This window comes from Kluyvera sp. NPDC087067 (assembly GCF_044745165.1).
In the GTDB taxonomy this organism is placed as follows: Bacteria; Pseudomonadota; Gammaproteobacteria; order Enterobacterales; family Enterobacteriaceae; genus Kluyvera.
The window spans coordinates 699,038-720,401 of the sequence record NZ_JBIUZS010000001.1 but is presented as its reverse complement, the minus strand read 5'-3'; the positions used below and the strand labels follow the sequence as shown (position 1 = coordinate 720,401).

Genomic DNA, 21,364 nt, shown 5'->3' with positions numbered 1-21,364 from the left:
TGTGTCTACTGCAAACAATAAACCAACGGAAAGCGTAAGTTTAAACGCCTTCAAACAACCTAAAGCGTTCTATCTCATTTTCTCTATCGAGTTATGGGAGCGTTTTGGCTTCTACGGCCTGCAAGGCATTATGGCCGTTTACCTGGTTAAACAACTGGGCATGTCTGAAGCAGATTCTATCACCCTGTTCTCTTCCTTCAGCGCATTAGTTTACGGTCTGGTCGCTATCGGCGGCTGGCTGGGTGATAAAGTTCTGGGAACGAAGCGTGTCATTATGCTGGGTGCTATCGTCCTGGCAATCGGCTATGCGCTGGTTGCATGGTCTGGTCACGACGCTGCTATCGTTTATATGGGTATGGCAACCATTGCCGTGGGTAATGGCCTGTTCAAAGCTAACCCATCCTCCTTGCTGTCAACCTGCTATGCCAAGGACGACCCGCGTCTGGACGGTGCATTTACTATGTACTATATGTCCGTCAACATCGGCTCGTTCTTCTCTATGCTGGCAACACCATGGCTCGCCGCGAAATACGGCTGGAGCGTTGCGTTCGCGCTGAGCGTTGTCGGTATGCTGATTACCGTCGTGAACTTCGCTTTCTGCCAGCGTTGGGTTAAACAGTACGGTTCTAAACCCGATTTTGAACCGATCAACTTCCGTAACCTGCTGCTGACCATCATCGGCGTTGTTATCCTGGTCGTTATTGCTACGTGGTTGCTGCACAACCAGGAAATCGCACGTATGGTTCTGGGCGTAATTGCGCTGGGTATCGTCTTTATCTTCGGTAAAGAAGCCTTCGCTATGCAGGGTGCTGCTCGTCGTAAGATGATTGTCGCCTTTATCCTGATGCTGGAAGCGATTATCTTCTTCGTGCTGTACAGCCAGATGCCAACGTCTCTGAACTTCTTCGCAATTCGTAACGTTGAGCACTCCATTCTGGGTATCGCGTTCGAACCGGAACAATATCAGGCTCTGAACCCGTTCTGGATCATCATCGGTAGCCCAATCCTTGCCGCTATCTACAACAAGATGGGCGACACGCTGCCAATGCCAACCAAGTTTGCCATCGGTATGGTGCTGTGCTCTGGTGCCTTCCTGGTGCTGCCGCTGGGCGCGAAATTCGCCACCGACGCAGGTATCGTTTCCGTGAACTGGCTTATCATCTGCTACGCACTGCAGAGTATCGGTGAGCTGATGATCTCCGGTCTGGGTCTGGCGATGGTTGCACAGCTGGTTCCACAGCGCCTGATGGGCTTCATCATGGGTAGCTGGTTCCTGACAACCGCAGGTGCGAACCTTATCGGTGGTTATGTTGCAGGGATGATGGCGGTACCGGAAAACGTTACCGATCCAGTGATGTCTCTGGAAGTTTATGGTCGCGTATTCCTGCAAATTGGTGTGGCTACCGCTATTGTCGCCGCTCTGATGCTGCTGACTGCACCAAAACTGAACCGCATGACGCAGGACGATCCACTCCCTGCTACGGATGGAAAAGCCGCCTCCGCATAATGTCATCGGGAAACACAAAAATTTGGGCCGCTAACTTCTGTTAGCGGCTTTTTTTTTATTGGCGCAGGCACTAACATACGTTGATATCCCCCAGCCGCCCTTCTGCTGATGGACCACAAAAATAACCGAAGTCTGAAGGAGTTACCCATGAAATTGTTTTATAAGCCCGGCGCATGTTCCCTCGCATCGCACATCACTTTACGGGAAAGCGGAAAGGATTTTTCGCTGATTGGCGTCGACCTGATGCAAAAACGTATGGAAAACGGTGACGATTTTCTGAAGGTGAACCCAAAAGGCCAGGTTCCTGCACTATTGCTGGACGATAACACGCTGCTGACCGAAGGCGTGGCTATTATGCAGTATCTCGCAGATAGCGTTGCCGACCGCCAGTTGCTAGCTCCGGTGGGCAGTATCAATCGCTATAAGACTCTCGAATGGCTGAACTTTATTGCTACCGAGCTTCATAAAGGTTTCACGCCGCTGTTCCGCCCGGATACGCCAGAAGAGTACAAGCCAGCGGTACGGGCTCTTTTAGATAAGAAGCTCGCGTATGTGGATGAGTCCCTGGCAAACGCGGAGTGGATTACCGGTTCACGCTTCACCATTGCCGATGCATACCTGTTTACCGTACTGCGCTGGGCATTTGCCGTGAAGCTGGATATAGCGGGATATAAGCATATAGCGGACTATATGGCGCGCGTAGCAGCGCGTCCTGCGGTTGCGGCAGCGCTCGCGGCTGAAGGGCTGAAATAGCCGTAGTTTGATTATCACCCGGCGTCGCTGCGCCAGGCCGGGCTACCCATGGTTGTCGATATTGTGAACATCAGCGACCTGTAGGCCTGATAAGCGCAGCGCCATCAGGCATAGCCGCGCGCATTGCCGCCGGATGGCGGCGTTGCCTTATCCGGCCTACGTTCTAATGCGAATGCGACGCCGGGACGCGCAGGCTAATTACAATAGCGTTGCGCTAAATACATGCACCGGCTTCGCAATACGATCCTGTGCGGCAACGACCTGCAGTTCGTACTCGCCCATCTCTTTTGTCGTGACCATAATTTCGTAAACCGCCGCAGTGACATGCTCAAGCGCGTCACGTAGGGTCGCGCCTTGCAGCAATTTCACCAGCAACAGACCGCTGGTCACATCGCCAACGCCAACCGGATGCCTTGCGCCGAAATCAATCAGCGGACGGCTGATATGCCAGGCCTCGTCAGCCGTTACCAGCAGCATTTCAAAACGCTCCACGCTATAGCCCGCGCGCGCCAGATGTTTCACCAGCACAATTTTCGGGCCGAGCGCGATAAGTGCGCGGGCAGCGTCGACGGCCCCGGCCACATCAGTAATCTGCCGCTCAGAGAGCATCTCCAGCTCAATCAAATTCGGGGCAATAATGTCGCTTGCCGGCAGCGCATAGCGCTTATGAAACTCCGCCACGCCGGGTGCCACGATACAGCCCTTTTCCGGGTGTCCCATCACCGGATCGCAGAAATACTTCGCCTGTGGGTTCGCCGCTTTGACCTGACGAACAATACCGAGAATATGCTCACCCTGTTCAGCCGACCCCAGATAACCGCTCAGCACGGCGCTACAGCGCGATAGTTGGTCGATATCCGCAATCCCCTGCACAATCTCCGTCAGGTGCGCAGGCGGCATCACACAGCCCGTCCACTTACCGTACTGGGTATGGTTGGAGAACTGAACGGTATTTAAGGGCCAGACGTTCGCGCCAAGACGGCGCATAGGGAATTCTGCGGCACTGTTGCCCGCATGACCGAAAACAACGTGGGATTGAATGGCGAGGATATTGTTCATGGGTTCTACTCAGACGACAAAAAAGAAGGGGGCGTGGTTTCCCACGCCCCCCTGTTTTGGAAGATTACTTCCAGCAGATTAAACAGTAATTTTTCTTACCACGACGCAGCAGTGTGTAGCGACCAAACAGAATATCATTGTCGTTAAAGAAGTATTCCGGGTCAGCCTGCTTTTCACCGTTGATGGTGACCGCGTTGGAGGCGATAGTTTTGCGCGCCTGACCACGAGACGGTTGCAGCTCAGAATCCACCAGCGCCTGCATCAGGTCGGCACCTTTTTCCATTTCGACCATCGGCACACCATCTTGCGCTAGCTGTTCGAAGTCCGCTTCGCTGAGTGCGTTAAGAGAACCGCTAAACAGGCTTTCGGTGATGCGTTTTGCCGCGACAAGGCCTTCTTCGCCATGCACAAGACGGGTCACCGTTTCGGCCAGCACGTACTGGGCGCGAGGCGCTTTGCCGCTATTTTTGTCTTCTTCTTCCAGCGCATTGATCTCTGCAATGTCCATGAAGGTGAAGAACTTCAGGAAGCGGTAAACGTCAGCGTCAGCGGTGTTAATCCAGAACTGATAGAATTTGTACGGGCTGGTTTTCTTCGGATCAAGCCATACCGCGCCGCCTTCTGTCTTACCGAACTTGGTGCCATCTGCTTTAGTGATAAGCGGAACGGTCAGACCGAATACCTGATTCTGATGCAGACGACGGGTCAGGTCGATACCGGAGGTGATGTTGCCCCACTGGTCAGAACCGCCAATCTGCAACGCGACGCCGTGCAGCTCGTTCAGGCAGGCAAAATCATAGCCCTGTAACAGGTTGTAGGAAAACTCAGTGAATGAGATCCCCTGATCGTCACGGTTAAGACGCTGCTTCACCGCTTCTTTATTGATCATCTGGTTAACAGAGAAATGCTTGCCGATATCACGCAGGAAGGTCAGCACGTTCATGCTGCCAAACCAGTCGTAGTTGTTCGCGGCAATCGCCGAGTTTTCGCCACAGTCGAAATCGAGGAACGGTGCAACCTGCTTACGGATTTTGGCAACCCATTCCTGCACGGTATCTTCGGTGTTCAGTTTACGCTCGGCGGCTTTAAAGCTCGGATCGCCAATCAGACCCGTTGCGCCGCCAACCAGTGCGACAGGTTTATGCCCTGCCTCCTGGAAGCGTTTCAGGCATAACAAAGGAACAAGATGCCCCAAATGCAAGCTGTCAGCGGTTGGATCGAAGCCGCAATAGAGCGCGATCGGGCCTTGCGCCAGTCGCTCTGCTAACGCTACCTCGTCCGTTACCTGGGCGACTAGCCCCCGCTCTTGCAGTTGTTTAATCAAGTTACTGCTTGCCATCAAATTCTCCATCTCTATCCGACTGCACCTTTGCCGGTACACGACTTTTCGCCAGACGCGAAAGCTATATAGAATAAAGCGCTGGCGCATTCAGCGCTAGCGCTTAAAACAACAAATTTAGTCCTTTATGGTGCCAGTCGGTCGATTTTCCAGGCGTCGGCTTCACGTTGGTACAAAAAACGATCGTGTAGACGGTGTTCACCGCCCTGCCAGAATTCCATTTGCTCAACGCTTACGCGAAAACCGCCCCAGAAACTTGGCAACGGCACATCACCTTGCTGGAATTTCTGCTTTAGTTCGAGGAATTTGCTTTCGAGGATCCCACGCGCAGAAATGCGGCTGGATTGTTTGGATACCCAAGCGCCAATCTGGCTGTCACGAGGACGGCTGTGGAAATATTTCATCACTTCGAGGGTCGACAGTCGTTCTGCTTTACCGATAACCATCACCTGCCTGTCCAGCATATGCCACGGGAACAACAGGCTAATATGCGGATTTTTTTCCAGCTGATGCGCCTTGCGGCTGCCGAGGTTGGTATAGAACACCAGACCTTTCTCATCATAATGCTTAAGCAACACGATACGCTGGTACGGCTGACCGTTTTCATCCACCGTCGCCACCACCATTGCCGTTGGGTCGGCTAACCGTGCTTCGCAGGCCTGGGCCAGCCAGCGTTCAAAAAGCGGTAGAGGTTGGGCAGGAAGATCGTGGCGACGCAGGCCGCCACGGGTGTACTCTCGGCGCAGATGCGCGATTTGCTGCAGATCGTCGTTATCAGACATGGCGTTTTTGAAGGTAATCAGTAGGTGGCATTATTGTGCGCCGCCCGGGTGAAAATCTCAACGCTTAGGGTTTTGCAACTGGCAGTTATTTAAAACAATATGGTCGCGCTTATAGACCGTCGCTTCATTACCTTTCGACCAGAACACATAGATTCCATCGGTATAACGCGCGCCTGAAGCAGACATGCCTTGGGTCAGATTGAGCTGTTGGTTGTCATAGATAAAGCTCACCTGCTGGCGAGGATTATTTAAATGTACCGTCAGCGGTTTTTCTTCACACTGATACTCCAGCGTATCGGTGTGCATACGTTCCATAAATTGGTTGTAGGTACTACACCCGGCCAGCATCAAAGGGACAACAGCAATCAGTATTTTTTTCATTTTTCAGGCCTTACGACTTTCTCATTCATGGAGTCATTTCACACTCCCGTTTAGGCTAAGTCTACAGGCCTGCTGTAAAAGATGATTTCAGTTAACTCTTATTATTCTGAGGGTTTGCGGGAAAAATAGCTCCCAATACGCTAGCCTCAGAAGCGCCGGTCACCGACGGTAAATTTCCCGGCAATCCGGCAACGGTTCTCCAGGCAAGCCAGGCAAAGGCCAGTGCTTCCATATCGTCGCCGCTAATACCGTATTTATCCGTTGCCGCCACTTCAGTGCCGGCCAGCAGTCCGGCAAGACGCGCCATCACCAGCGGGTTACGACTTCCACCGCCGCAGACCAGCAGACGATCGCATCCGCCACTTAGCATCACCTGCTCGCCGATGGTCACCGCCGTCAACTCCGCAAGCGTAGCCTGCACATCTTGCGGACGCAGCCCCGGGTAACGGGTCAGGAACTGTGCCAGCCAACCGTAATTAAAGTATTCACGACCGGTACTCTTTGGCGCCGGGGCCGCAAAATACGGGTCGCTTAACATATCCTGCAATAGCGGCAGAATAACTTTACCGTCGTTTGCCCACTCGGCATCTTTATCGTACGGCTTAGCGAGGTTTCGCCAGATCCAGGCATCCATCAGCATATTTCCAGGGCCGGTATCAAACCCCCGTACAGGCTGACCGGGCACCAATAAGGAAAGGTTAGCGATGCCGCCAATATTGAGGATCATCCGGCGCTCGCCTGGATGCATAAGCAATGCTTGATGAAAGGCGGGAACCAGCGGCGCGCCCTGCCCGCCGAGCGCCATATCGCGACGACGAAAATCACCCACCACGCTCACGCCCGTGCGCGCCACAATAATATTGTTATCGCCAATTTGCATCGTATGCGGCGCGTCCCCTTTCGGCTCATGCCAGACCGTTTGTCCGTGACAACCAATGGCCACGATATCCTGCGGTTTGAGGTGTTCCCGTTCCATAAGTGCGAGGATGGCATCAGCAAACAGATGCCCCAACCGATTATCCAGTTGGCCAAGCTGAGAGAGCGTGAGCGGCTGTCCCTGACAGATAGCCAGAACGGCCTCTTTCAGAGCGATGGGAATGGGCCAGGACAGGCTTGCGAGCTGCGCTACGCGGGTTTCATCAATTGCTGCCAGTACCACATCCACACCGTCAAGACTGGTTCCTGACATAACGCCAATATATCGCCCTGATTTCATACGCTGTCCTTAGTCAACTTTGCAAAGTCAACACTCCACCATAAAGCGACAGGTAATGCTATTGACTCATAATATTTTTTAACAAAATGGTGGCCGTTGGGGCCAATGTCGTCCTTGAAATAAGGGCGTGTTTAACGTTGGTTAAAGCTGTTTAGATTATTCTCATTAATAATAAATGCGGAGTGTATGACCCCTTCGACCAAATACCATATAATTGTTCTGTATGGATGCTCATAAGAGCAATTCTCGTGAACTGGAGATTCATAATGATGTTACGTGTATTGGCTGTTTCAATGATTGGTTTATCCCTGGCCGGATGTGCCGGCAACAGCGGCCTGTCCGGTGATGTTTACTCGGCATCCGAGGCGAAACAGGTCCAGAACGTGACCTACGGTACGATTGTCCACGTTCGTCCTGTTCAGATTCAGGGCGGTGATGAAAGTAACGTAATCGGTGCCATTGGTGGCGCGGTGTTGGGTGGCTTCCTCGGGAACACGGTCGGTGGCGGTACCGGACGATCTCTGGCAACCGCAGCGGGTGCTGTGGCTGGCGGCGTAGCAGGTCAAGGTGTTCAGGGCGCGATGAATAAAACTCAGGGTGTTGAGCTTGAGATCCGTAAAGATGACGGTAACACCATTATGGTGGTGCAGAAACAAGGCGATACCCGCTTCTCTGCTGGTCAGCGCGTCGTGATGGCTAGCAACGGCAGCCAGGTCACCGTTTCACCACGTTAATTTGACGTCATGCGTGGCCTTATGGCCACGTATTCCCCTCCCTTCGCAATCTAATTATATTCGCAACATGAATATAATGTTGACATTCGGCCAATCTATTATTTGCGCCCGGACAATATTTCTTTACCCTGAATCAAGTACACTAAAGCCATAGAGGGCCAGGAAGCCCAGAATTGAAACGCTTAGCGTAAACAGGACGCATCTATGCTTTTAAATTTCCCACGGCAACGTTTTTTGATTTATCTTACCATTACGCTTATTGGTACATTGCTGCTCAATCATTTTTCGAATGTCGTCATAAGACATGTTCCGGCAATTGCGCCTATTCTATTTCCTACTTTGACCATTTTCCTGATGGTCTTTCATACCATGATCGCCGTGTTTATGATCATGAAGTATTTATGTGACAAAAGACGCCTGTATCTGGTTCCCATCGCGCTGGCCTTCGCCTCCTCTGCCTTGCTGATGCTTGGAACGCTAAAAAGCTACCCCAACTGGTTTTTATGCGGCGGGTTGAATATCACCAATTATAATGATGCATTGATATTTTTCTCATTCCGTAACTTCATGATGGCTGTACTTTTTATTACTTCAGTTATTCTGTATGCTTTTAAAACTACAGCCATGCATACACGAAAAATCCATTTTATAATCATTAGCGTGATTGTTCTTTTTAGTCTCTCGGCGATGTGGCTTGCCTGGTTATACTCCAGTAATAACCCACTGCTAAGCGTAGAATTCATTGATAATAACACCTTTAAATATTCTAATGTTTGGCTGACGGTTATTAGCTGGTCCTTAATATGCATTTGGATACTGGCGCTGCTGATCATTTTACTTATTACACAATTGCGCAATATTTTTTGGTACAGTGGAGCATTCTTTTGCTCCTGCTATATATTTACGCTATTCGTGCTGATGACAGGCCAGGACACTGCAAGCTACAGCTGGTATCAGGCTCGGCTATTTGAAACCATCTCAACGCTGTTCCTTATCTTTGTTCTGTTCTGCGACGTGTTTACGCTCTACCGTCAGTCCAATACCAAATACCTGAATTCATACCAGAACTCCATCCGCGACCCATTAACGCGGCTGTACAATCGTAGCTACTTCTATGACTCATTCACCGCTTTGCTGCCGGCCATTGCTTCTGGCCATCCGGTGTCGGTTATCGTCAGCGACCTTGACCACTTTAAGCGCATCAATGATAAGTACGGGCACCTGCAAGGGGACAAGGTCATTCAGTTTGTCTCTAAAGTACTCCAGGATTCTGTACGTCAGAACGATATTGCTGCGCGTATTGGCGGTGAAGAATTTGCCCTGCTGTTGGTCAATACCTCGCCTGAAGTTGCACAGTCCGTCGCTGAACGCATTCGATTGGCTATTAGTCAGCACGATACTGAAAGTAGCCTCAATCAGCTGCCGGAGCCAATAACGATCAGTATGGGCGTGTTTACCGCCATCGATTTGTCGATATCGGTAGAAGAGTGTGTGCGTCGGGCGGATGAAGCGATGTACCGAGCGAAAAGCGCGGGCCGAAATCGGGTGGTGGTCTGGGAATAAATGTAAGAAAAAACCCGCGAGATTCGCGGGTTTTTGGGTTATCAATCGCGTGATTGTAACTCGATGATATTTTGTTCCAGCTTGCGGATAAGCGTGGTCAATAAAGTCAGTTCCTCAGCAGAAACGCCCGCCAGGATATCACCACGGGTATGGCTAATCACCGCCTCCATCTTCTCGATGAGAGGTTCCGCTTTCTCCGTTAACTTAATGCGTTTGGCACGACGGTCATTCGCACAGGTCTGGCGAGAGATTAAGCCTTTCTCTTCCAGTTGGTCCAGGGTTCGAACCAGTGACGGCTGTTCAATGCCAATCGCTTTAGCCAGTTGGATTTGCGACTGTTCAGGTGGAAGCTGATGAATATTATGCAGCGTAACCCAGTGCGTCTGCGTCAGTTCCAGAGGTTTCAGGCGATGGTCAATCAGAGCACGCCAAATGCGCACCAACCGTGCCAGATCAGAACCTAATGGCGATTCCAATTTCATCTCCTTATAATTAGCTTGCTAAGTTATTATACTGATTTTAGAATAGTGTGCAGTATTTAAATTAGCAAAACAAATGAATTGCCACGTGCCCGCAAACGCGCGTCATGGATTACACTGTTACAAATGATGTTTATTTATTTCAAAACACGACATAACATCGAACCATAACGTCATAATCGCAAAGGATTTTTGCTTGTGAAGTCGAATTTCAACATTCCCGGGCTACCGCTACAAGATCTCGTCGTGGGCGCATCAATTTATTTTCCACCTTTATTCAAAGCGGTTCTTCTCGGCTTCCTTTTTTGGTTGCTAATCCACCGAACCTTACGCGACTGGATGTATGCCGGCGATATCTGGCACCCGCTGTTAATGGATCTCTCTTTTTTCGCCCTTTCCGTCTGCCTTGCGCTGATGATTCTGGTCTGGTGGTAACGTCGTCCTATGAAAAAGCTTAAATATTTCTCCACGCTGTTAATCGCGGCTCTTGCCATCGTTGCCGTCTGGTTTGTCTGGAATTATTACATGCAGTCACCGTGGACCCGCGATGGCAAAATCCGCGCCGAACAGGTGGATGTTACGCCTCAGGTTTCCGGCAGCATACTGACCCTCAACGTCAAAGATAACCAGTTCGTGAAGGCGGGTGAGACGCTGTTCACCATTGATCCGACGCCGTGGAAGATTGCGCTGATGAACGCTGACGCAAAGCTGGCTAAAGCCCAGTCTGAGCTGTCCCGCGCCAGCAATGAAGCCGCTCGCCGCCGCGGTCTCTCCGCTAATGCTATCTCTGCAGAAGATCGTGAAGCCTCTAATATGGCGCTAAAAGTGGCCCAGGCTAACGCCGACGCTGCCAAAGCTGAACGAGCTCATGCCCAGTGGCAGCTTACGCAAACCGATGTCAAAGCGCCCGTTGATGGATGGGTCACGAATCTGACCACTCGCGTCGGTAACTATGCCGCCATTGGTCACCCGGTGTTTGCACTCATCGACAGCCACTCATTTTATGTCGTGGGATATTTTGAAGAAACGAAGCTGCGCCATATCCGGGAAGGTGACCGAGCTGATATCGTTTTATACAGCGACAATAAAAAGTTACAGGGTCACGTATCCAGCATCGGTCGTGCGATTCACGATCAGAGCCTGGCGGCTGACGGTTCACTGGTTGCCGATATCAAGCCCACCATCCCATGGGTTCGCCTGGCCCAGCGTGTTCCTGTGCGTATTCAGTTTGATGCTCTGCCAGCCGAGACTTTATTGGTCGCCGGGACAACTTGTACCGTTTCTATTGTCGGTAAGCCGCAATGACCTTTCCCAGCCTGACGTGGGCGTCACTGCCGTGGGTTAAAGCGACGTCGCCGCAGTGGCGCTATGCGCTGCGCAATACCTTCGCCATGTGTCTGGCGCTGAGTATTGCCTATTGGCTGAATCTGGATGAGCCCTATTGGGCAATGACCTCCGCCGCGGTGGTCAGTTTTCCCACCGTAGGCGGGGTAATCAGTAAAAGTCTGGGCCGCATTGCCGGCAGTTTATTGGGTGCCAGCGCCGCCATTTTGATTGCCGGACACACCATGACCGACCCGTGGTTTTTTCTGTTCGCCATGTCAGGCTGGCTGGCCTTGTGTACCTGGGCCTGTGCGATGTACACCAACAACGTCGCCTATGCGTTTCAGCTAGCAGGCTATACCTGCGCTATCATTGCCTTCCCAATTATTAATGTGGTGGACGCCACCAGGCTCTGGGAAATTGCCCAGGCGCGCGTTTGTGAAGTGATCGTCGGTATTCTTTGCGGCGGCCTGATGATGATGATCCTGCCCAGCACCTCGGACGGTAGCGCCCTGCTCACGGCATTGAAAAATATGCACGCCCGCCTGCTGGAACATGCCAGCTTGCTTTGGCAACCGGTGACGACTGACGCGATTCGCTCAGCACACCAGAGCGTAATAAGCCAGATCCTGACCATGAACCTGCTGCGCATTCAGGCATTCTGGAGCCACTATCGGCTGCGCAGACAAAATAAGCTACTTAACTACCTGCTACACCAGCAGCTACGCCTGACCAGCGTTATCTCCAGCCTGCGCCGCCTGATGATGAACTGGCCGGATGCGCCACCGACGATTCGTCCGGTGCTGGAACAATTGCTGCAAGCGCTCGCTAAACCCAACTGCGACGCCTACACCGTCGCCCGTATTATTGCGCCGCTGGCCCCTCACGATCGGCAAAATTACCGTCATCATGCCTTCTGGCACCGTCTGCGTTACTTCTGCCGACTCTATATCAGCACCAGCCAGTGGCTGCGGCGGCTGGAAAGCGCCTCGGCTATCACCGAGTTTTCCGTCCCGGCCGCCCCTGCACTGATGCGACATACAGACCATGCGGAAGCCGCCTGGAGCGGCATCCGCACCTTCTTTGCGTTAGTCAGCATCGGCGCTTTGAGCATCAGCACGCAATGGGAATCGGGCGCAGCGGCACTGACGCTGGCGGCAATTTCCTGCGTTTTGTACTCAAACGTACCGTCCCCCTACAGTTCATTGACCTTATTATTGCGTACGCTGGTGCTGCTCTCTATTTTCAGCTTTGGCGTGAAATTTGGTTTGATGGTGCAGATAAGCGACCTGTGGCAGTTTATGCTGTTCCTGTTCCCGTTACTGGTGACGATGCAGTTGCTCAAGCTGCAAATTCCCAAGCAGGCCAGGCTTTGGGGATCGTTAATTGTCTTTATGGGATCGTTTATCGCCGTCACCAATCCGCCGGTTTATAACTTTGCCGATTTCCTCAATGATAACCTGGCCAAAATTATCGGCGTTGGGCTAGCCTGGCTGGCCTTTGCCGTACTGACGCCGGGTTCTGACGCCCGTAAAAGCCGCCGCCACATCCGTGCGTTACGGCGTCACTTTGTCGATCAGCTGAGTCGTCATCCCGATAACAGCGAACATGAGTTTGAATCCCTTGTTTATCATCACGTTAGCCAATTAAGCACCAGTCAGGACGAACCGGCTCGTCGCTGGTTATTACGCTGGGGCGTGGTGCTGCTGAACTGTTCGCATGTGGTATGGCAACTACGCGGCTGGGAAGCGCGTTCAGACCCACTCTCGCAGGTGCGCGATATGGCGATTGGTCTATTGCGCGATGTGATGAGTGAACGAGGAGTGCAACAGCGTCCGTTGGCGGTCACGTTGCAGGAATTACAGCGAATTTGCGACGTTCTTTCCCACCATCATCAACCGGCTGCGCGCGAGCTGGCTTCTATTCTGTGGCGTCTTTACTGCTCGCTTTCACAGCTTGAAACGGCGCCGACGCCCGGTACGCTCACCGAGCAGACGGCGTGAGAGATGAGAGGCAGACGGTAAAAGCAATCTGCCTCTTGATGCTTACGGTACGTCGTAGCCAAGCGCCGCTTTACGGATGCGGAACCACTGCTGTCGCGTCATATCGAGCGATTGCGCCACAATCGCAGAACGCACGCGCTCAATTTTACCAGAACCGATTATCGGTAACGGCTGCGACGGCAAACGCATAATCCACGCATAGACCACCTGCTCAATACTGCCGGCATTCAGCTCATTAGCCACCTGCGCCAGCTCATCGCGCAGCGGCTGGAATTCATCATCATTAAACAGACGACCACCGCCCAGACAAGACCAGGCCATCGGACGAATACGCAGCTGCTGCAGCTGATCCAGCGTACCATCAAGCAGCGTTGGCTGATGAATCGGGGAGATCTCAACCTGATTGGTTGACAGGGTGAAAGGTAGGCGCGATTGCAGCAAGGTGAACTGCGCCGGGGTAAAGTTCGAGACGCCGAAATGTCGCACTTTTCCGCTCTGGTGTAGCGTGAGGAATGCCTGAGCGACTTCGTCGGCATCCATTAGCGGGTCGGGGCGATGGATTAGCAGTAAATCGAGTACATCCGTCGATAAATTACGCAACGACTGTTCAGCGCTGTGGATGATATGGTTGCTGTCGGTGATGTAGTGCCCGAGGGTATTTTCAGGTTTAGCGGTGGTTGCGATGCCACATTTGGTGACAATTTCCATCCGCTCACGAAGGTGCGGCGCCAGCTTCAAAGCCTCACCGAAGGCCGCTTCACACTGGTAGCCGCCGTAAATGTCCGCATGGTCAACGGTGGTCACGCCGAGATCCAGATGCTCTTCAATAAAGCTCACCAGTTGCCGAGCGGACATGTTCCACTCCATCAAACGCCAGTAACCCATCACAAAGCGCGAAAATTCCGGGCCCTGCGGCGCCAGGGTAATACGTTGAACCATGACCATTTCCTCTAAAAAAAATTGTTCTCGAGTATACGCATTTTTGCGTTTAAAACAGTGAGGGCTGCTGAGGTTCTTCAACGTTATCAGGCTTGGCTGCGCGCAATTGACGCAATAACCGTTGGCGACACAGTCGCAGAACATCCTGCTTTTGCCCATCGCTCATATTTTGCCAGTTAAAGCGCTCCTCCCGGCTGCGAAAACAGCCGCGACAAAATCCGCGCTCATCCGCCTGACATATTCCCCGGCATGGACTTTGAACCGGGAAAAACTCCAGTTGCTCCGCCACGTTAGCCCCCTTTTACCTCGTTATCCTTTCATTGAAGACGTTTAACTCTACGGACGCAACTTTTCTTGGTCATAGAGCTTATCAGGCTGCTTTTTCAAAAATAGAGTTGCATTAGACCAATCGGTCTATTACAGTTCAGCGCATGAGCAAATCTATTGAACATGATACCCGTGAACACATTCTGGCTACCGGCGAGCGTCTTTGTATGCATCGCGGATTTACCGGAATGGGTCTGAGCGAACTCCTGAAAACGGCCGAGGTGCCGAAAGGATCGTTCTATCACTATTTCCGTTCAAAAGAGGCGTTTGGCGTCGCCATGCTGGAGCGGCACTTTGCCGATTATCATCTGCGTCTGGTTGAGCACTTCACGCAGGGCCCCGGCAACTACCGCGACCGCCTGCTGGATTACTATCAGCACACGCTCACCCAATTTTGCCAGCAGGGTTTGATCAGCGGTTGTTTAACCGTCAAACTCTCTGCTGAAGTGTGCGATCTGTCAGAAGATATGCGCGCTGAAATGAACAAAGGCGCTAACCAGATCATGTTTTTGTTAGCGCAAGCGCTGGAAAATGGCCGCCGGGAAGGATGTTTAAACTTTGTCGGTGAAGCCGCAGCGACAGCGCAGGTACTTTACTCGCTGTGGTTAGGGGCGAACTTGCAGGCCAAAATGGCGCGCAGCGCCGCGCCGCTTGAAAGCGCACTCACGCACGTCAGGAATCTGATTGCTGCGCCGGATTAATCACCGGCGTTTTTATTTCTTACATCACTAGACGACCGGTCTACTCAGGAGTCATTATGTCACAAGAGAAATTGTTTACCCCACTTAAAGTGGGTGCGGTGACCGCCCCAAACCGCGTGTTTATGGCCCCACTGACGCGTCTGCGTAGCATCGTGCCAGGCGATATCCCGACTCCGTTGATGGGTGAATACTATCGCCAGCGTGCAAGCGCGGGTCTGATTATCTCCGAAGCAACCCAGATTTCCGCTCAGGCGAAAGGCTACCAGGGCGCACCAGGCCTGCACAGCCCAGAGCAGATTGCCGCGTGGAAGAAAATCACCGCGGGTGTGCATGCTGAAAACGGTCGTATCGCGGTGCAGCTATGGCACACCGGACGTATTTCTCACAGCAGCCTGCAACCCAATGGTGAAGCGCCGGTTGCGCCTTCTGCACTGAGTGCCAATACCCGTACTTCGCTTCGTGATGAAAACGGTCATGCTATCCGTGTCGACACGTCTTTGCCTCGCGCTTTGGAAACCCGTGAAATTCCGGGTATCGTTAATGATTTCCGTCAGGCTATCGCTAACGCCCGTGAAGCTGGCTTCGATTTAGTTGAGCTGCACTCAGCCCACGGCTATCTGTTGCACCAGTTCCTGTCCCCTTCTTCTAACCATCGTACCGATGAGTACGGCGGTAGCGTTGAAAACCGCGCTCGTCTGGTGCTTGAAGTGGTTGATGCCGGGATCAAAGAATGGGGTGCCGATCGTATCGGTATTCGCATATCGCCAATTGGCTCCTTCCAGAACGTCGATAACGGCCCGAATGAAGAAGCAGATGCGCTTTATTTGATTGAAGAACTGGGCAAACGCGGCATTGCTTACCTGCACATGTCCGAACCAGATTGGGCGGGCGGCGAACCGTACAGCGATGCTTTCCGCGAAAAAGTGCGCGCCCGTTTCCACGGCCCAATCATTGGTGCTGGCGCATACACGCCGGAAAAAGCAGAAGAGCTGATTGAAAAAGGGTTAATTGACGCCGTTGCCTTTGGTCGCGCTTATATTGCCAACCCGGACCTGGTAGCCCGTCTGCAACGCAAAGCCGAGTTGAACCCACAGCATCCAGAAAGCTTCTACGGCGGTGGTGCTGAAGGGTATACCGATTATCCGACTTTGTGATCCTTCATTGATAGCGGCGCCTTTGCGCCGCTATACTAGGATATTATTCATAAGTAAGGACGAGGGATATCATGCGTTTACTGCATACCATGCTGCGTGTCGGCGACCTGCAACGCTCTATTGAGTTTTACACCAACGTTCTGGGCATGAAACTGCTGCGCACCAGCGAGAACACCGAATACAAATACTCCCTGGCATTCGTCGGTTACGGCGATGAAAGCGACACCGCAGTGATTGAGTTGACCTATAACTGGGGCGTAGACAAATATGACCTGGGAACGGCTTACGGTCACATCGCGCTGAGCGTTGATAATGCAGCAGAAGCCTGCGATCGCATTCGCAAAAATGGCGGTAACGTCACGCGCGAAGCAGGCCCGGTAAAAGGCGGCGCGACGGTTATCGCGTTTGTCGAAGATCCAGACGGCTACAAAATTGAGTTGATCGAAGAGAAGGATGCCGGCAAAGGTCTTGGCAACTAATCTCCAGCGGGTGCCTTAGGGTACCCGTTTTCTCCTCCCGCCTTTCCAAGCCGCGGCAAAATTTGCCATAATGCGCGCTACTTTTTCTAAGTTAAGAGATTCAGATGTCCGACAATGTGCAGCTCAATGGTCTTTGCGACCGTTTTCGTGGGTTTTATCCCGTGGTGATTGATGTTGAAACCGCAGGATTCAATGCCAAAACGGATGCTCTGCTCGAAGTAGCAGCAATCACGTTGAAAATGGATGAGCAAGGCTGGCTGATGCCGGATAACACGTTGCATTTTCACGTTGAGCCATTTGAAGGAGCCAACCTTGTTCCAGAAGCGCTCGCTTTCAACGGCATTGACCCAAATAACCCGCTGCGCGGCGCAGTCAGCGAATACGACGCGCTGCATGCCATTTTCAAGATGGTACGCAAAGGGATGAAAGATACGGATTGCAACCGCGCGATCATGGTGGCGCACAATGCCACCTTCGACCATAGCTTCATGATGGCCGCCGCCGAACGCGCCTCGCTCAAACGCAATCCGTTCCACCCGTTTGTAACCTTTGATACGGCGGCACTCAGCGGGCTGGCGCTTGGACAAACGGTACTGTCAAAAGCTTGCGCGGCCGCCGGTATGGATTTCGACAGCAGCCAGGCCCACTCGGCGCTGTACGATACCGAACAAACCGCGATTCTGTTCTGCGAAATCGTCAACCGCTGGAAGCGCCTTGGCGGCTGGCCGCTGCCGATAGCCACTGAAGAATAATCGTATAAAAAAAGCGCCGTAAAGGCGCTTTTTATTTTCTGTAGCTGTCTATCGTTGAAACCGTAGGCCAGAAAGCTGCTCGCCATCTGGCATCCCGGGTAGAATGCCGGATGGCGAGCAGCTTTCCGGCCTACACGAACCAGGCAGTTACTCTGCTTTTGGCTCTTCAGCGTATTTTGCCGCGGTCTCTTTAATCAGAGGCTGCAGTTCACCACGCTGGTACATCTCAATAATAATGTCACAGCCGCCAACCAGCTCACCGTCTACCCACAGCTGCGGGAAGGTCGGCCAGTTTGCGTATTTTGGCAGCTCAGCACGAATATCCGGGTTCTGCAGGATGTCGACATAAGCGAAGCGCTCGCCACAGGCAGAAAGCGCCTGCACTGCCTGAGCGGAGAAGCCGCAGCTTGGCAGTTTCGGAGAACCTTTCATGTACAGCAGGATTGGGTTTTCAGCGATCTGGCGCTGAATTTTTTCAATTGTCTCGCTCATTGTCTTGCTTCCTCACACTTCTTTTTACGACAGTAGTCCGCCATTGTAGCGTTTCAGGTCGCGAACCGAAAATAACATTTTGTTCACGCTTTACTATTTTATCGTCTGTTCACTTAAGTTGCTTTATAAATATGTCTTTATCGGCAGTTCACTGAAAAACTTGTTCATTTTTTAGCTCGAGTTGTATCAAATGATGTTTTTTTTTGCAGTTGCTAACGAAACAACGTTTTGGACTAAAAAACAGTATTAACATTTCGTGTTTTTATAGATTAGAATCGTTGGGTTTTGTAAACCATACCCAGGCAAGGATGTACGCCTGATTACTCAGAGGGTTGTTCAGTGGCGCAGATAAAAAAATGGTCGTTCACGCTCTGTGCATTGTTGTTTACATCGTTATCTTTCACGCCGTTGGCGCATGCAACCGGGCATGCCAAAACACCTACGGCGCAAAAATCGCTTCCCGTAAAAGGCAGCGAACGTAAGAAAAAAAGCACAGACACCAAGTCCAACAGCAAGAAAAAATCGTCCTCTACGGCCAGTAAGAAAAAAAACAGCAGCGCCGTGGCGAAAAAGTCAGCACCTTCCTCCAGCCGTAAAAACTCCTCTACGCGTACCGCAAAAGCCAGCAGAAAAGGCAGCACGCTGAAAACGGCTAACCTCGTCACCACCTGCAAACCTGCGCGTAAAGGCCACAAAAAATCCTGCACCACAAGCCCTGCCGAGAGTCAGCCGACGACCATAGCGCAGGCGCACAAAGTTCGCATGCAAAAAGCGCAGAAGACGGCAATGAACAAACTGATGGGCCAGCTCGGTAAGCCTTATCGTTGGGGCGGCAACTCGCCACGTACCGGTTTCGATTGCAGCGGCCTGGTGTATTACGCCTATAAAGATCTGGTCAACATTCGTATCCCACGCACCGCCAATGAAATGTACCACCTGCGTGATGCCCGCCCGGTAGACCGTGGCGAGCTGGAGAGCGGCGATTTGGTCTTCTTCCGCACGCAAGGTCGCGGCACGGCTGACCATGTCGGTGTTTACGTCGGCAACGGTAAATTTATCCAATCCCCTCGTACCGGTCGTGATATTCAAATCACTTCCTTGAGCGAAGATTATTGGGTTCGTCACTATGTTGGCGCCCGTCGCGTAGTCACGCCGAAGACCATTCGTTAATCACTTACCCCGTTTGTTAATAAACGGGGTAAGCTTATCTTTTCTCTCACCTTTTAATTTGCTACTCTACCCTTACTCAATACAAGGTTATTGAGTGCACAAACTATAATAAGGAGAGTAGCAATGTCGTTCGAATTACCTGCATTACCGTATGCCAAAGACGCTCTAGTCCCACACATTTCTGTGGAAACGCTTGAGTACCACTATGGTAAACACCACCAGACTTATGTCACTAACCTGAACAACCTGGTTAAAGGCACCGCGTTTGAAGGCAAAACGCTTGAAGAGATCGTACGTACCTCTGAAGGCGGCGTGTTCAACAACGCAGCACAGGTCTGGAACCACACTTTCTACTGGAACTGCCTGGCCCCTAACGCTGGCGGCGAACCAACCGGCGCCGTTGCTGATGCCATTAACAAAGCGTTTGGTAGCTTCGCGGAATTCAAAGCACAATTTACTGATGCCGCGGTTAAAAACTTCGGTGCGGGCTGGACCTGGCTTGTGAAGAAGGCTGATGGCTCACTGGCCATCGTTTCGACCTCTAACGCGGGTACGCCGCTGACCACCGACGCAACGCCACTGCTGACCGTCGATGTGTGGGAACATGCTTACTACATTGACTACCGCAACGCGCGTCCAAACTATCTGGAGCACTTCTGGGCTCTGGTAAACTGGAAGTTTGTGGCTGAAAATCTGGCTGCATAAGTTGCAAAAAACCCGGCCATCTTCCGCCGGGTTTTATCCATTACGCAGAAGAGTTCCTCTTCTGCGTTTTTATAGACTTACTGACTCGCCAGCGCTTCTTCACCGCGACTGCGGCTACTCAATACCACCACCAACAACGCAAGCCCCGCCACGATTGCCCCCATCACCGGAACAAAGCTATAGCCCATACCGCCTGAAATCACGGCGCCACCGGCTACCGCGCCCAGCGCATTACCCAGGTTAAACGCGCCGATATTGACCGATGACGACAGGCCCGGAGCTTCATGCGCCACGCGCATCACGCGCATCTGTAGCGGAGGCACCACCGCAAAGGTTGCCGCCCCCCATACCACCATGCTCACCGCCGCCCCTAACTGCGTTTGCGCAAGGAACGGAATAGCCAACATGATAACCATTAACAGCAGCAAGAAACCTTTCAACGTTCCGCTCACGGAGCGGTCAGCGAATTTACCGCCCAGGTAGTTACCGATAGAGAAGCCCACGCCTATCAGCACCAGCATCAGGGTAATAAAACCTGACGAGGCATGAGTGATGGTGTGCAATACCGGAGAGATATAGGTATAGAGGGTAAACATTGCCCCTGCCCCCAGTACCGTGGTCAACAGCGCAGAGAGCACCTGCGGACGCACCAGCACAGACAGTTCGCGTTTCACATCCGGCTTCTCCCCCGCTCCACCTTTTGGCAGCGAGAACCACAGGCTTAAAATAGCGATTACGCCAAGCCCTGCGGTGGCCATAAACGACATACGCCAGCCGATGGTTTCTCCAAGCCAGGTTGCAGCAGGCACACCGCCGATATTCGCGATGGTCAGCCCCATAAACATGGTTGCAACCGCACTGGCCTGCTTGTGCTTTGGCACCACGCTTGCCGCAACCACTGAACCCAGGCCAAAGAAAGCACCATGGTTAAGGCTCGTGATAATACGCGACACCATTAAGGTGGTGTAGTCCGGCGAGAACGCCGACAGCACATTGCCGAGGGTGAAGATAGCCATCAGGAAAATCAGCGCATTACGGCGACCGCGATGCGAAAGCAACAGGGTCATTAGCGGCGCGCCTACCATCACACCAACGGCATAGGCGCTTATCAACATACCGGCGGCAGGAATGGAAACATCAACCCCTTTCGCGATAACCGGCAAAAGTCCCATCGGCGAGAATTCGGTGGTGCCGATACCAAAAGCCCCAATGGCTAACGCCAATAAAGGAAAATTCATTTTCATACAAAAGCTCCGCTAAGCCATACGCAGTACGCGGCATGACAACATGGGGCAAAAGCATGACAGCAATCACAGAAAAACAGAAGTGTACAAAACAGCAAAAGATTATTGCTATTTGGATAACAATAAAACGAGAGGGAGCGAATGCTCCCTCACAGGGGGATTAATGCAATATCGCGGTAAACGCCGCCGCGACGATCAGCGCGAGCGCAACGAAGGTAGTACCGAGTGACAACTTAAGGTCGGTGCTCATCAATTTTTCTCC

24 protein-coding genes are annotated in these 21,364 nt (G+C 52.2%); 13 read left to right on the top strand and 11 right to left on the bottom strand.

The window, feature by feature from the left end; all coding sequences use genetic code 11:
- The first annotated feature begins 1 nt into the window (after window position 1).
- Together dtpA and gstA are read left to right on the top strand one after the other, a co-directional pair.
- The gene (dtpA, locus tag ACIPDS_RS03495; protein ID WP_166513947.1) at window positions 2-1,507 is read left to right on the top strand and encodes a dipeptide/tripeptide permease DtpA; all 1,506 of its coding nucleotides are present in this window, start codon (window positions 2-4) and stop codon (window positions 1,505-1,507) included.
- Window positions 1,508-1,654: 147 nt separating this feature from the next.
- A complete protein-coding gene (gstA, locus tag ACIPDS_RS03490) occupies window positions 1,655-2,260 on the top strand; it encodes a glutathione transferase GstA (RefSeq protein ID WP_400732620.1) in 606 nt (201 codons plus the stop codon).
- Between the two features lie 198 nt (window positions 2,261-2,458).
- Here the strand turns inward: gstA and pdxY are convergent, their stop codons facing one another.
- The 5 genes from pdxY to anmK form a co-directional block, all read right to left on the bottom strand.
- Window positions 2,459-3,319, bottom strand: coding sequence for a pyridoxal kinase PdxY (gene pdxY, locus ACIPDS_RS03485; RefSeq protein WP_400732617.1), 861 nt, complete (start codon window positions 3,317-3,319; stop codon window positions 2,459-2,461).
- Window positions 3,320-3,383: 64 nt separating this feature from the next.
- Entirely contained in the window at window positions 3,384-4,658 is a 1,275-nt protein-coding gene (tyrS, locus tag ACIPDS_RS03480) for a tyrosine--tRNA ligase (protein ID WP_400732614.1), read from the bottom strand.
- A 125-nt stretch (window positions 4,659-4,783) separates the two neighbouring features.
- Window positions 4,784-5,440 (bottom strand): pyridoxamine 5'-phosphate oxidase, encoded by a 657-nt coding sequence (gene pdxH, locus ACIPDS_RS03475; protein ID WP_400732611.1) that lies wholly within the window; start codon window positions 5,438-5,440, stop codon window positions 4,784-4,786.
- Between the two features lie 57 nt (window positions 5,441-5,497).
- Window positions 5,498-5,821, bottom strand: a complete 324-nt coding sequence (mliC, locus tag ACIPDS_RS03470) for a C-type lysozyme inhibitor (protein ID WP_166513952.1) — start codon at window positions 5,819-5,821, stop codon at window positions 5,498-5,500.
- A 91-nt stretch (window positions 5,822-5,912) separates the two neighbouring features.
- Window positions 5,913-7,037 carry an anhydro-N-acetylmuramic acid kinase gene (gene anmK / locus ACIPDS_RS03465; protein ID WP_400732608.1) on the bottom strand — a complete coding sequence of 375 codons (1,125 nt, stop codon included), beginning with the start codon at window positions 7,035-7,037 and terminating at the stop codon, window positions 5,913-5,915.
- Between the two features lie 266 nt (window positions 7,038-7,303).
- Here anmK and slyB point away from each other — a divergent pair, with 266 nt between their 5' ends.
- Both slyB and ACIPDS_RS03455 read left to right on the top strand, forming a co-directional pair.
- Window positions 7,304-7,771, top strand: coding sequence for an outer membrane lipoprotein SlyB (gene slyB, locus ACIPDS_RS03460; protein ID WP_166513954.1), 468 nt, complete (start codon window positions 7,304-7,306; stop codon window positions 7,769-7,771).
- 204 nt (window positions 7,772-7,975) lie between these two features.
- A complete protein-coding gene (locus ACIPDS_RS03455) occupies window positions 7,976-9,334 on the top strand; it encodes a GGDEF domain-containing protein (RefSeq protein ID WP_400732604.1) in 1,359 nt (452 codons plus the stop codon).
- Window positions 9,335-9,375: 41 nt separating this feature from the next.
- Here the strand turns inward: ACIPDS_RS03455 and slyA are convergent, their stop codons facing one another.
- The gene (gene slyA / locus ACIPDS_RS03450; RefSeq protein WP_400732601.1) at window positions 9,376-9,816 is read right to left on the bottom strand and encodes a transcriptional regulator SlyA; all 441 of its coding nucleotides are present in this window, start codon (window positions 9,814-9,816) and stop codon (window positions 9,376-9,378) included.
- A gap of 195 nt (window positions 9,817-10,011) precedes the next feature.
- Here slyA and ACIPDS_RS03445 point away from each other — a divergent pair, with 195 nt between their 5' ends.
- Genes ACIPDS_RS03445 through ACIPDS_RS03435 form a run of 3 tightly spaced genes read left to right on the top strand, consistent with a single transcriptional unit; the run spans window position 10,012 to window position 13,139 of the window.
- Entirely contained in the window at window positions 10,012-10,248 is a 237-nt protein-coding gene (locus ACIPDS_RS03445) for a DUF1656 domain-containing protein (protein WP_400732598.1), read from the top strand.
- Between the two features lie 9 nt (window positions 10,249-10,257).
- Complete coding sequence (locus ACIPDS_RS03440) at window positions 10,258-11,118, top strand: efflux RND transporter periplasmic adaptor subunit (RefSeq protein ID WP_400732596.1); 861 nt, start codon at window positions 10,258-10,260, stop codon at window positions 11,116-11,118.
- The gene (locus ACIPDS_RS03435) at window positions 11,115-13,139 is read left to right on the top strand and encodes an FUSC family protein (protein ID WP_400732594.1); all 2,025 of its coding nucleotides are present in this window, start codon (window positions 11,115-11,117) and stop codon (window positions 13,137-13,139) included. The genes ACIPDS_RS03440 and ACIPDS_RS03435 overlap by 4 nt, the downstream gene beginning before the upstream one ends.
- 42 nt (window positions 13,140-13,181) lie before the next feature.
- Here the strand turns inward: ACIPDS_RS03435 and ACIPDS_RS03430 are convergent, their stop codons facing one another.
- Together ACIPDS_RS03430 and ACIPDS_RS03425 are read right to left on the bottom strand one after the other, a co-directional pair.
- Entirely contained in the window at window positions 13,182-14,078 is an 897-nt protein-coding gene (locus ACIPDS_RS03430) for an aldo/keto reductase family oxidoreductase (protein WP_166513960.1), read from the bottom strand.
- Window positions 14,079-14,127: 49 nt separating this feature from the next.
- Complete coding sequence (locus tag ACIPDS_RS03425; protein ID WP_400732590.1) at window positions 14,128-14,367, bottom strand: DUF1289 domain-containing protein; 240 nt, start codon at window positions 14,365-14,367, stop codon at window positions 14,128-14,130.
- A gap of 142 nt (window positions 14,368-14,509) precedes the next feature.
- Between ACIPDS_RS03425 and ACIPDS_RS03420 the strand changes: the two genes are divergently transcribed.
- From ACIPDS_RS03420 to rnt, 4 genes are all read left to right on the top strand, one after another.
- Window positions 14,510-15,106 (top strand): TetR/AcrR family transcriptional regulator, encoded by a 597-nt coding sequence (locus tag ACIPDS_RS03420; protein ID WP_400732587.1) that lies wholly within the window; start codon window positions 14,510-14,512, stop codon window positions 15,104-15,106.
- A 56-nt stretch (window positions 15,107-15,162) separates the two neighbouring features.
- On the top strand, window positions 15,163-16,260 hold the full coding sequence (locus tag ACIPDS_RS03415; RefSeq protein WP_400732584.1) for an alkene reductase: 1,098 nt from the start codon (window positions 15,163-15,165) through the stop codon (window positions 16,258-16,260).
- A gap of 71 nt (window positions 16,261-16,331) precedes the next feature.
- The gene (gloA, locus tag ACIPDS_RS03410) at window positions 16,332-16,739 is read left to right on the top strand and encodes a lactoylglutathione lyase (protein ID WP_166513964.1); all 408 of its coding nucleotides are present in this window, start codon (window positions 16,332-16,334) and stop codon (window positions 16,737-16,739) included.
- Between the two features lie 104 nt (window positions 16,740-16,843).
- Window positions 16,844-17,491: a ribonuclease T gene (gene rnt / locus ACIPDS_RS03405; RefSeq protein WP_400732581.1), complete on the top strand. Its 648-nt coding sequence runs from the start codon at window positions 16,844-16,846 to the stop codon at window positions 17,489-17,491.
- 147 nt (window positions 17,492-17,638) lie between these two features.
- Here the strand turns inward: rnt and ACIPDS_RS03400 are convergent, their stop codons facing one another.
- Window positions 17,639-17,983 carry a Grx4 family monothiol glutaredoxin gene (locus ACIPDS_RS03400; protein WP_035896299.1) on the bottom strand — a complete coding sequence of 115 codons (345 nt, stop codon included), beginning with the start codon at window positions 17,981-17,983 and terminating at the stop codon, window positions 17,639-17,641.
- Between the two features lie 339 nt (window positions 17,984-18,322).
- On the opposite strand from ACIPDS_RS03400, the gene ACIPDS_RS03395 reads away from it, so the two are divergent.
- Together ACIPDS_RS03395 and sodB are read left to right on the top strand one after the other, a co-directional pair.
- Entirely contained in the window at window positions 18,323-19,153 is an 831-nt protein-coding gene (locus ACIPDS_RS03395; RefSeq protein ID WP_400732577.1) for a C40 family peptidase, read from the top strand.
- Window positions 19,154-19,276: 123 nt separating this feature from the next.
- Window positions 19,277-19,858: a superoxide dismutase [Fe] gene (gene sodB / locus ACIPDS_RS03390; protein WP_166513967.1), complete on the top strand. Its 582-nt coding sequence runs from the start codon at window positions 19,277-19,279 to the stop codon at window positions 19,856-19,858.
- Between the two features lie 77 nt (window positions 19,859-19,935).
- Here sodB and ACIPDS_RS03385 read toward each other — a convergent pair whose 3' ends face one another.
- Together ACIPDS_RS03385 and ACIPDS_RS03380 are read right to left on the bottom strand one after the other, a co-directional pair.
- The gene (locus ACIPDS_RS03385; protein WP_400732573.1) at window positions 19,936-21,102 is read right to left on the bottom strand and encodes an MFS transporter; all 1,167 of its coding nucleotides are present in this window, start codon (window positions 21,100-21,102) and stop codon (window positions 19,936-19,938) included.
- 160 nt (window positions 21,103-21,262) lie between these two features.
- The gene (locus tag ACIPDS_RS03380) at window positions 21,263-21,352 is read right to left on the bottom strand and encodes a YnhF family membrane protein (RefSeq protein WP_166513969.1); all 90 of its coding nucleotides are present in this window, start codon (window positions 21,350-21,352) and stop codon (window positions 21,263-21,265) included.
- Between the last annotated feature and the right edge of the window lie 12 nt (window positions 21,353-21,364).

Excerpts from the sequence above, each read along its gene's own strand:
- gstA (WP_400732620.1), top strand. The coding sequence starts at position 1,655 with ATGAAATTGTTTTATAAGCCCGGCGCATGTTCCCTCGCATCGCACATC.
- pdxY (WP_400732617.1), bottom strand. The coding sequence starts at position 3,319 with ATGAACAATATCCTCGCCATTCAATCCCACGTTGTTTTCGGTCATGCG.
- tyrS (WP_400732614.1), bottom strand. The coding sequence starts at position 4,658 with ATGGCAAGCAGTAACTTGATTAAACAACTGCAAGAGCGGGGGCTAGTC.
- pdxH (WP_400732611.1), bottom strand. The coding sequence starts at position 5,440 with ATGTCTGATAACGACGATCTGCAGCAAATCGCGCATCTGCGCCGAGAG.
- mliC (WP_166513952.1), bottom strand. The coding sequence starts at position 5,821 with ATGAAAAAAATACTGATTGCTGTTGTCCCTTTGATGCTGGCCGGGTGT.
- anmK (WP_400732608.1), bottom strand. The coding sequence starts at position 7,037 with ATGAAATCAGGGCGATATATTGGCGTTATGTCAGGAACCAGTCTTGAC.
- slyB (WP_166513954.1), top strand. The coding sequence starts at position 7,304 with ATGATGTTACGTGTATTGGCTGTTTCAATGATTGGTTTATCCCTGGCC.
- ACIPDS_RS03455 (WP_400732604.1), top strand. The coding sequence starts at position 7,976 with ATGCTTTTAAATTTCCCACGGCAACGTTTTTTGATTTATCTTACCATT.
- slyA (WP_400732601.1), bottom strand. The coding sequence starts at position 9,816 with ATGAAATTGGAATCGCCATTAGGTTCTGATCTGGCACGGTTGGTGCGC.
- ACIPDS_RS03440 (WP_400732596.1), top strand. The coding sequence starts at position 10,258 with ATGAAAAAGCTTAAATATTTCTCCACGCTGTTAATCGCGGCTCTTGCC.
- ACIPDS_RS03435 (WP_400732594.1), top strand. The coding sequence starts at position 11,115 with ATGACCTTTCCCAGCCTGACGTGGGCGTCACTGCCGTGGGTTAAAGCG.
- ACIPDS_RS03430 (WP_166513960.1), bottom strand. The coding sequence starts at position 14,078 with ATGGTTCAACGTATTACCCTGGCGCCGCAGGGCCCGGAATTTTCGCGC.
- ACIPDS_RS03420 (WP_400732587.1), top strand. The coding sequence starts at position 14,510 with ATGAGCAAATCTATTGAACATGATACCCGTGAACACATTCTGGCTACC.
- ACIPDS_RS03415 (WP_400732584.1), top strand. The coding sequence starts at position 15,163 with ATGTCACAAGAGAAATTGTTTACCCCACTTAAAGTGGGTGCGGTGACC.
- gloA (WP_166513964.1), top strand. The coding sequence starts at position 16,332 with ATGCGTTTACTGCATACCATGCTGCGTGTCGGCGACCTGCAACGCTCT.
- rnt (WP_400732581.1), top strand. The coding sequence starts at position 16,844 with ATGTCCGACAATGTGCAGCTCAATGGTCTTTGCGACCGTTTTCGTGGG.
- ACIPDS_RS03400 (WP_035896299.1), bottom strand. The coding sequence starts at position 17,983 with ATGAGCGAGACAATTGAAAAAATTCAGCGCCAGATCGCTGAAAACCCA.
- sodB (WP_166513967.1), top strand. The coding sequence starts at position 19,277 with ATGTCGTTCGAATTACCTGCATTACCGTATGCCAAAGACGCTCTAGTC.
- ACIPDS_RS03385 (WP_400732573.1), bottom strand. The coding sequence starts at position 21,102 with ATGAAAATGAATTTTCCTTTATTGGCGTTAGCCATTGGGGCTTTTGGT.
- ACIPDS_RS03380 (WP_166513969.1), bottom strand. The coding sequence starts at position 21,352 with ATGAGCACCGACCTTAAGTTGTCACTCGGTACTACCTTCGTTGCGCTC.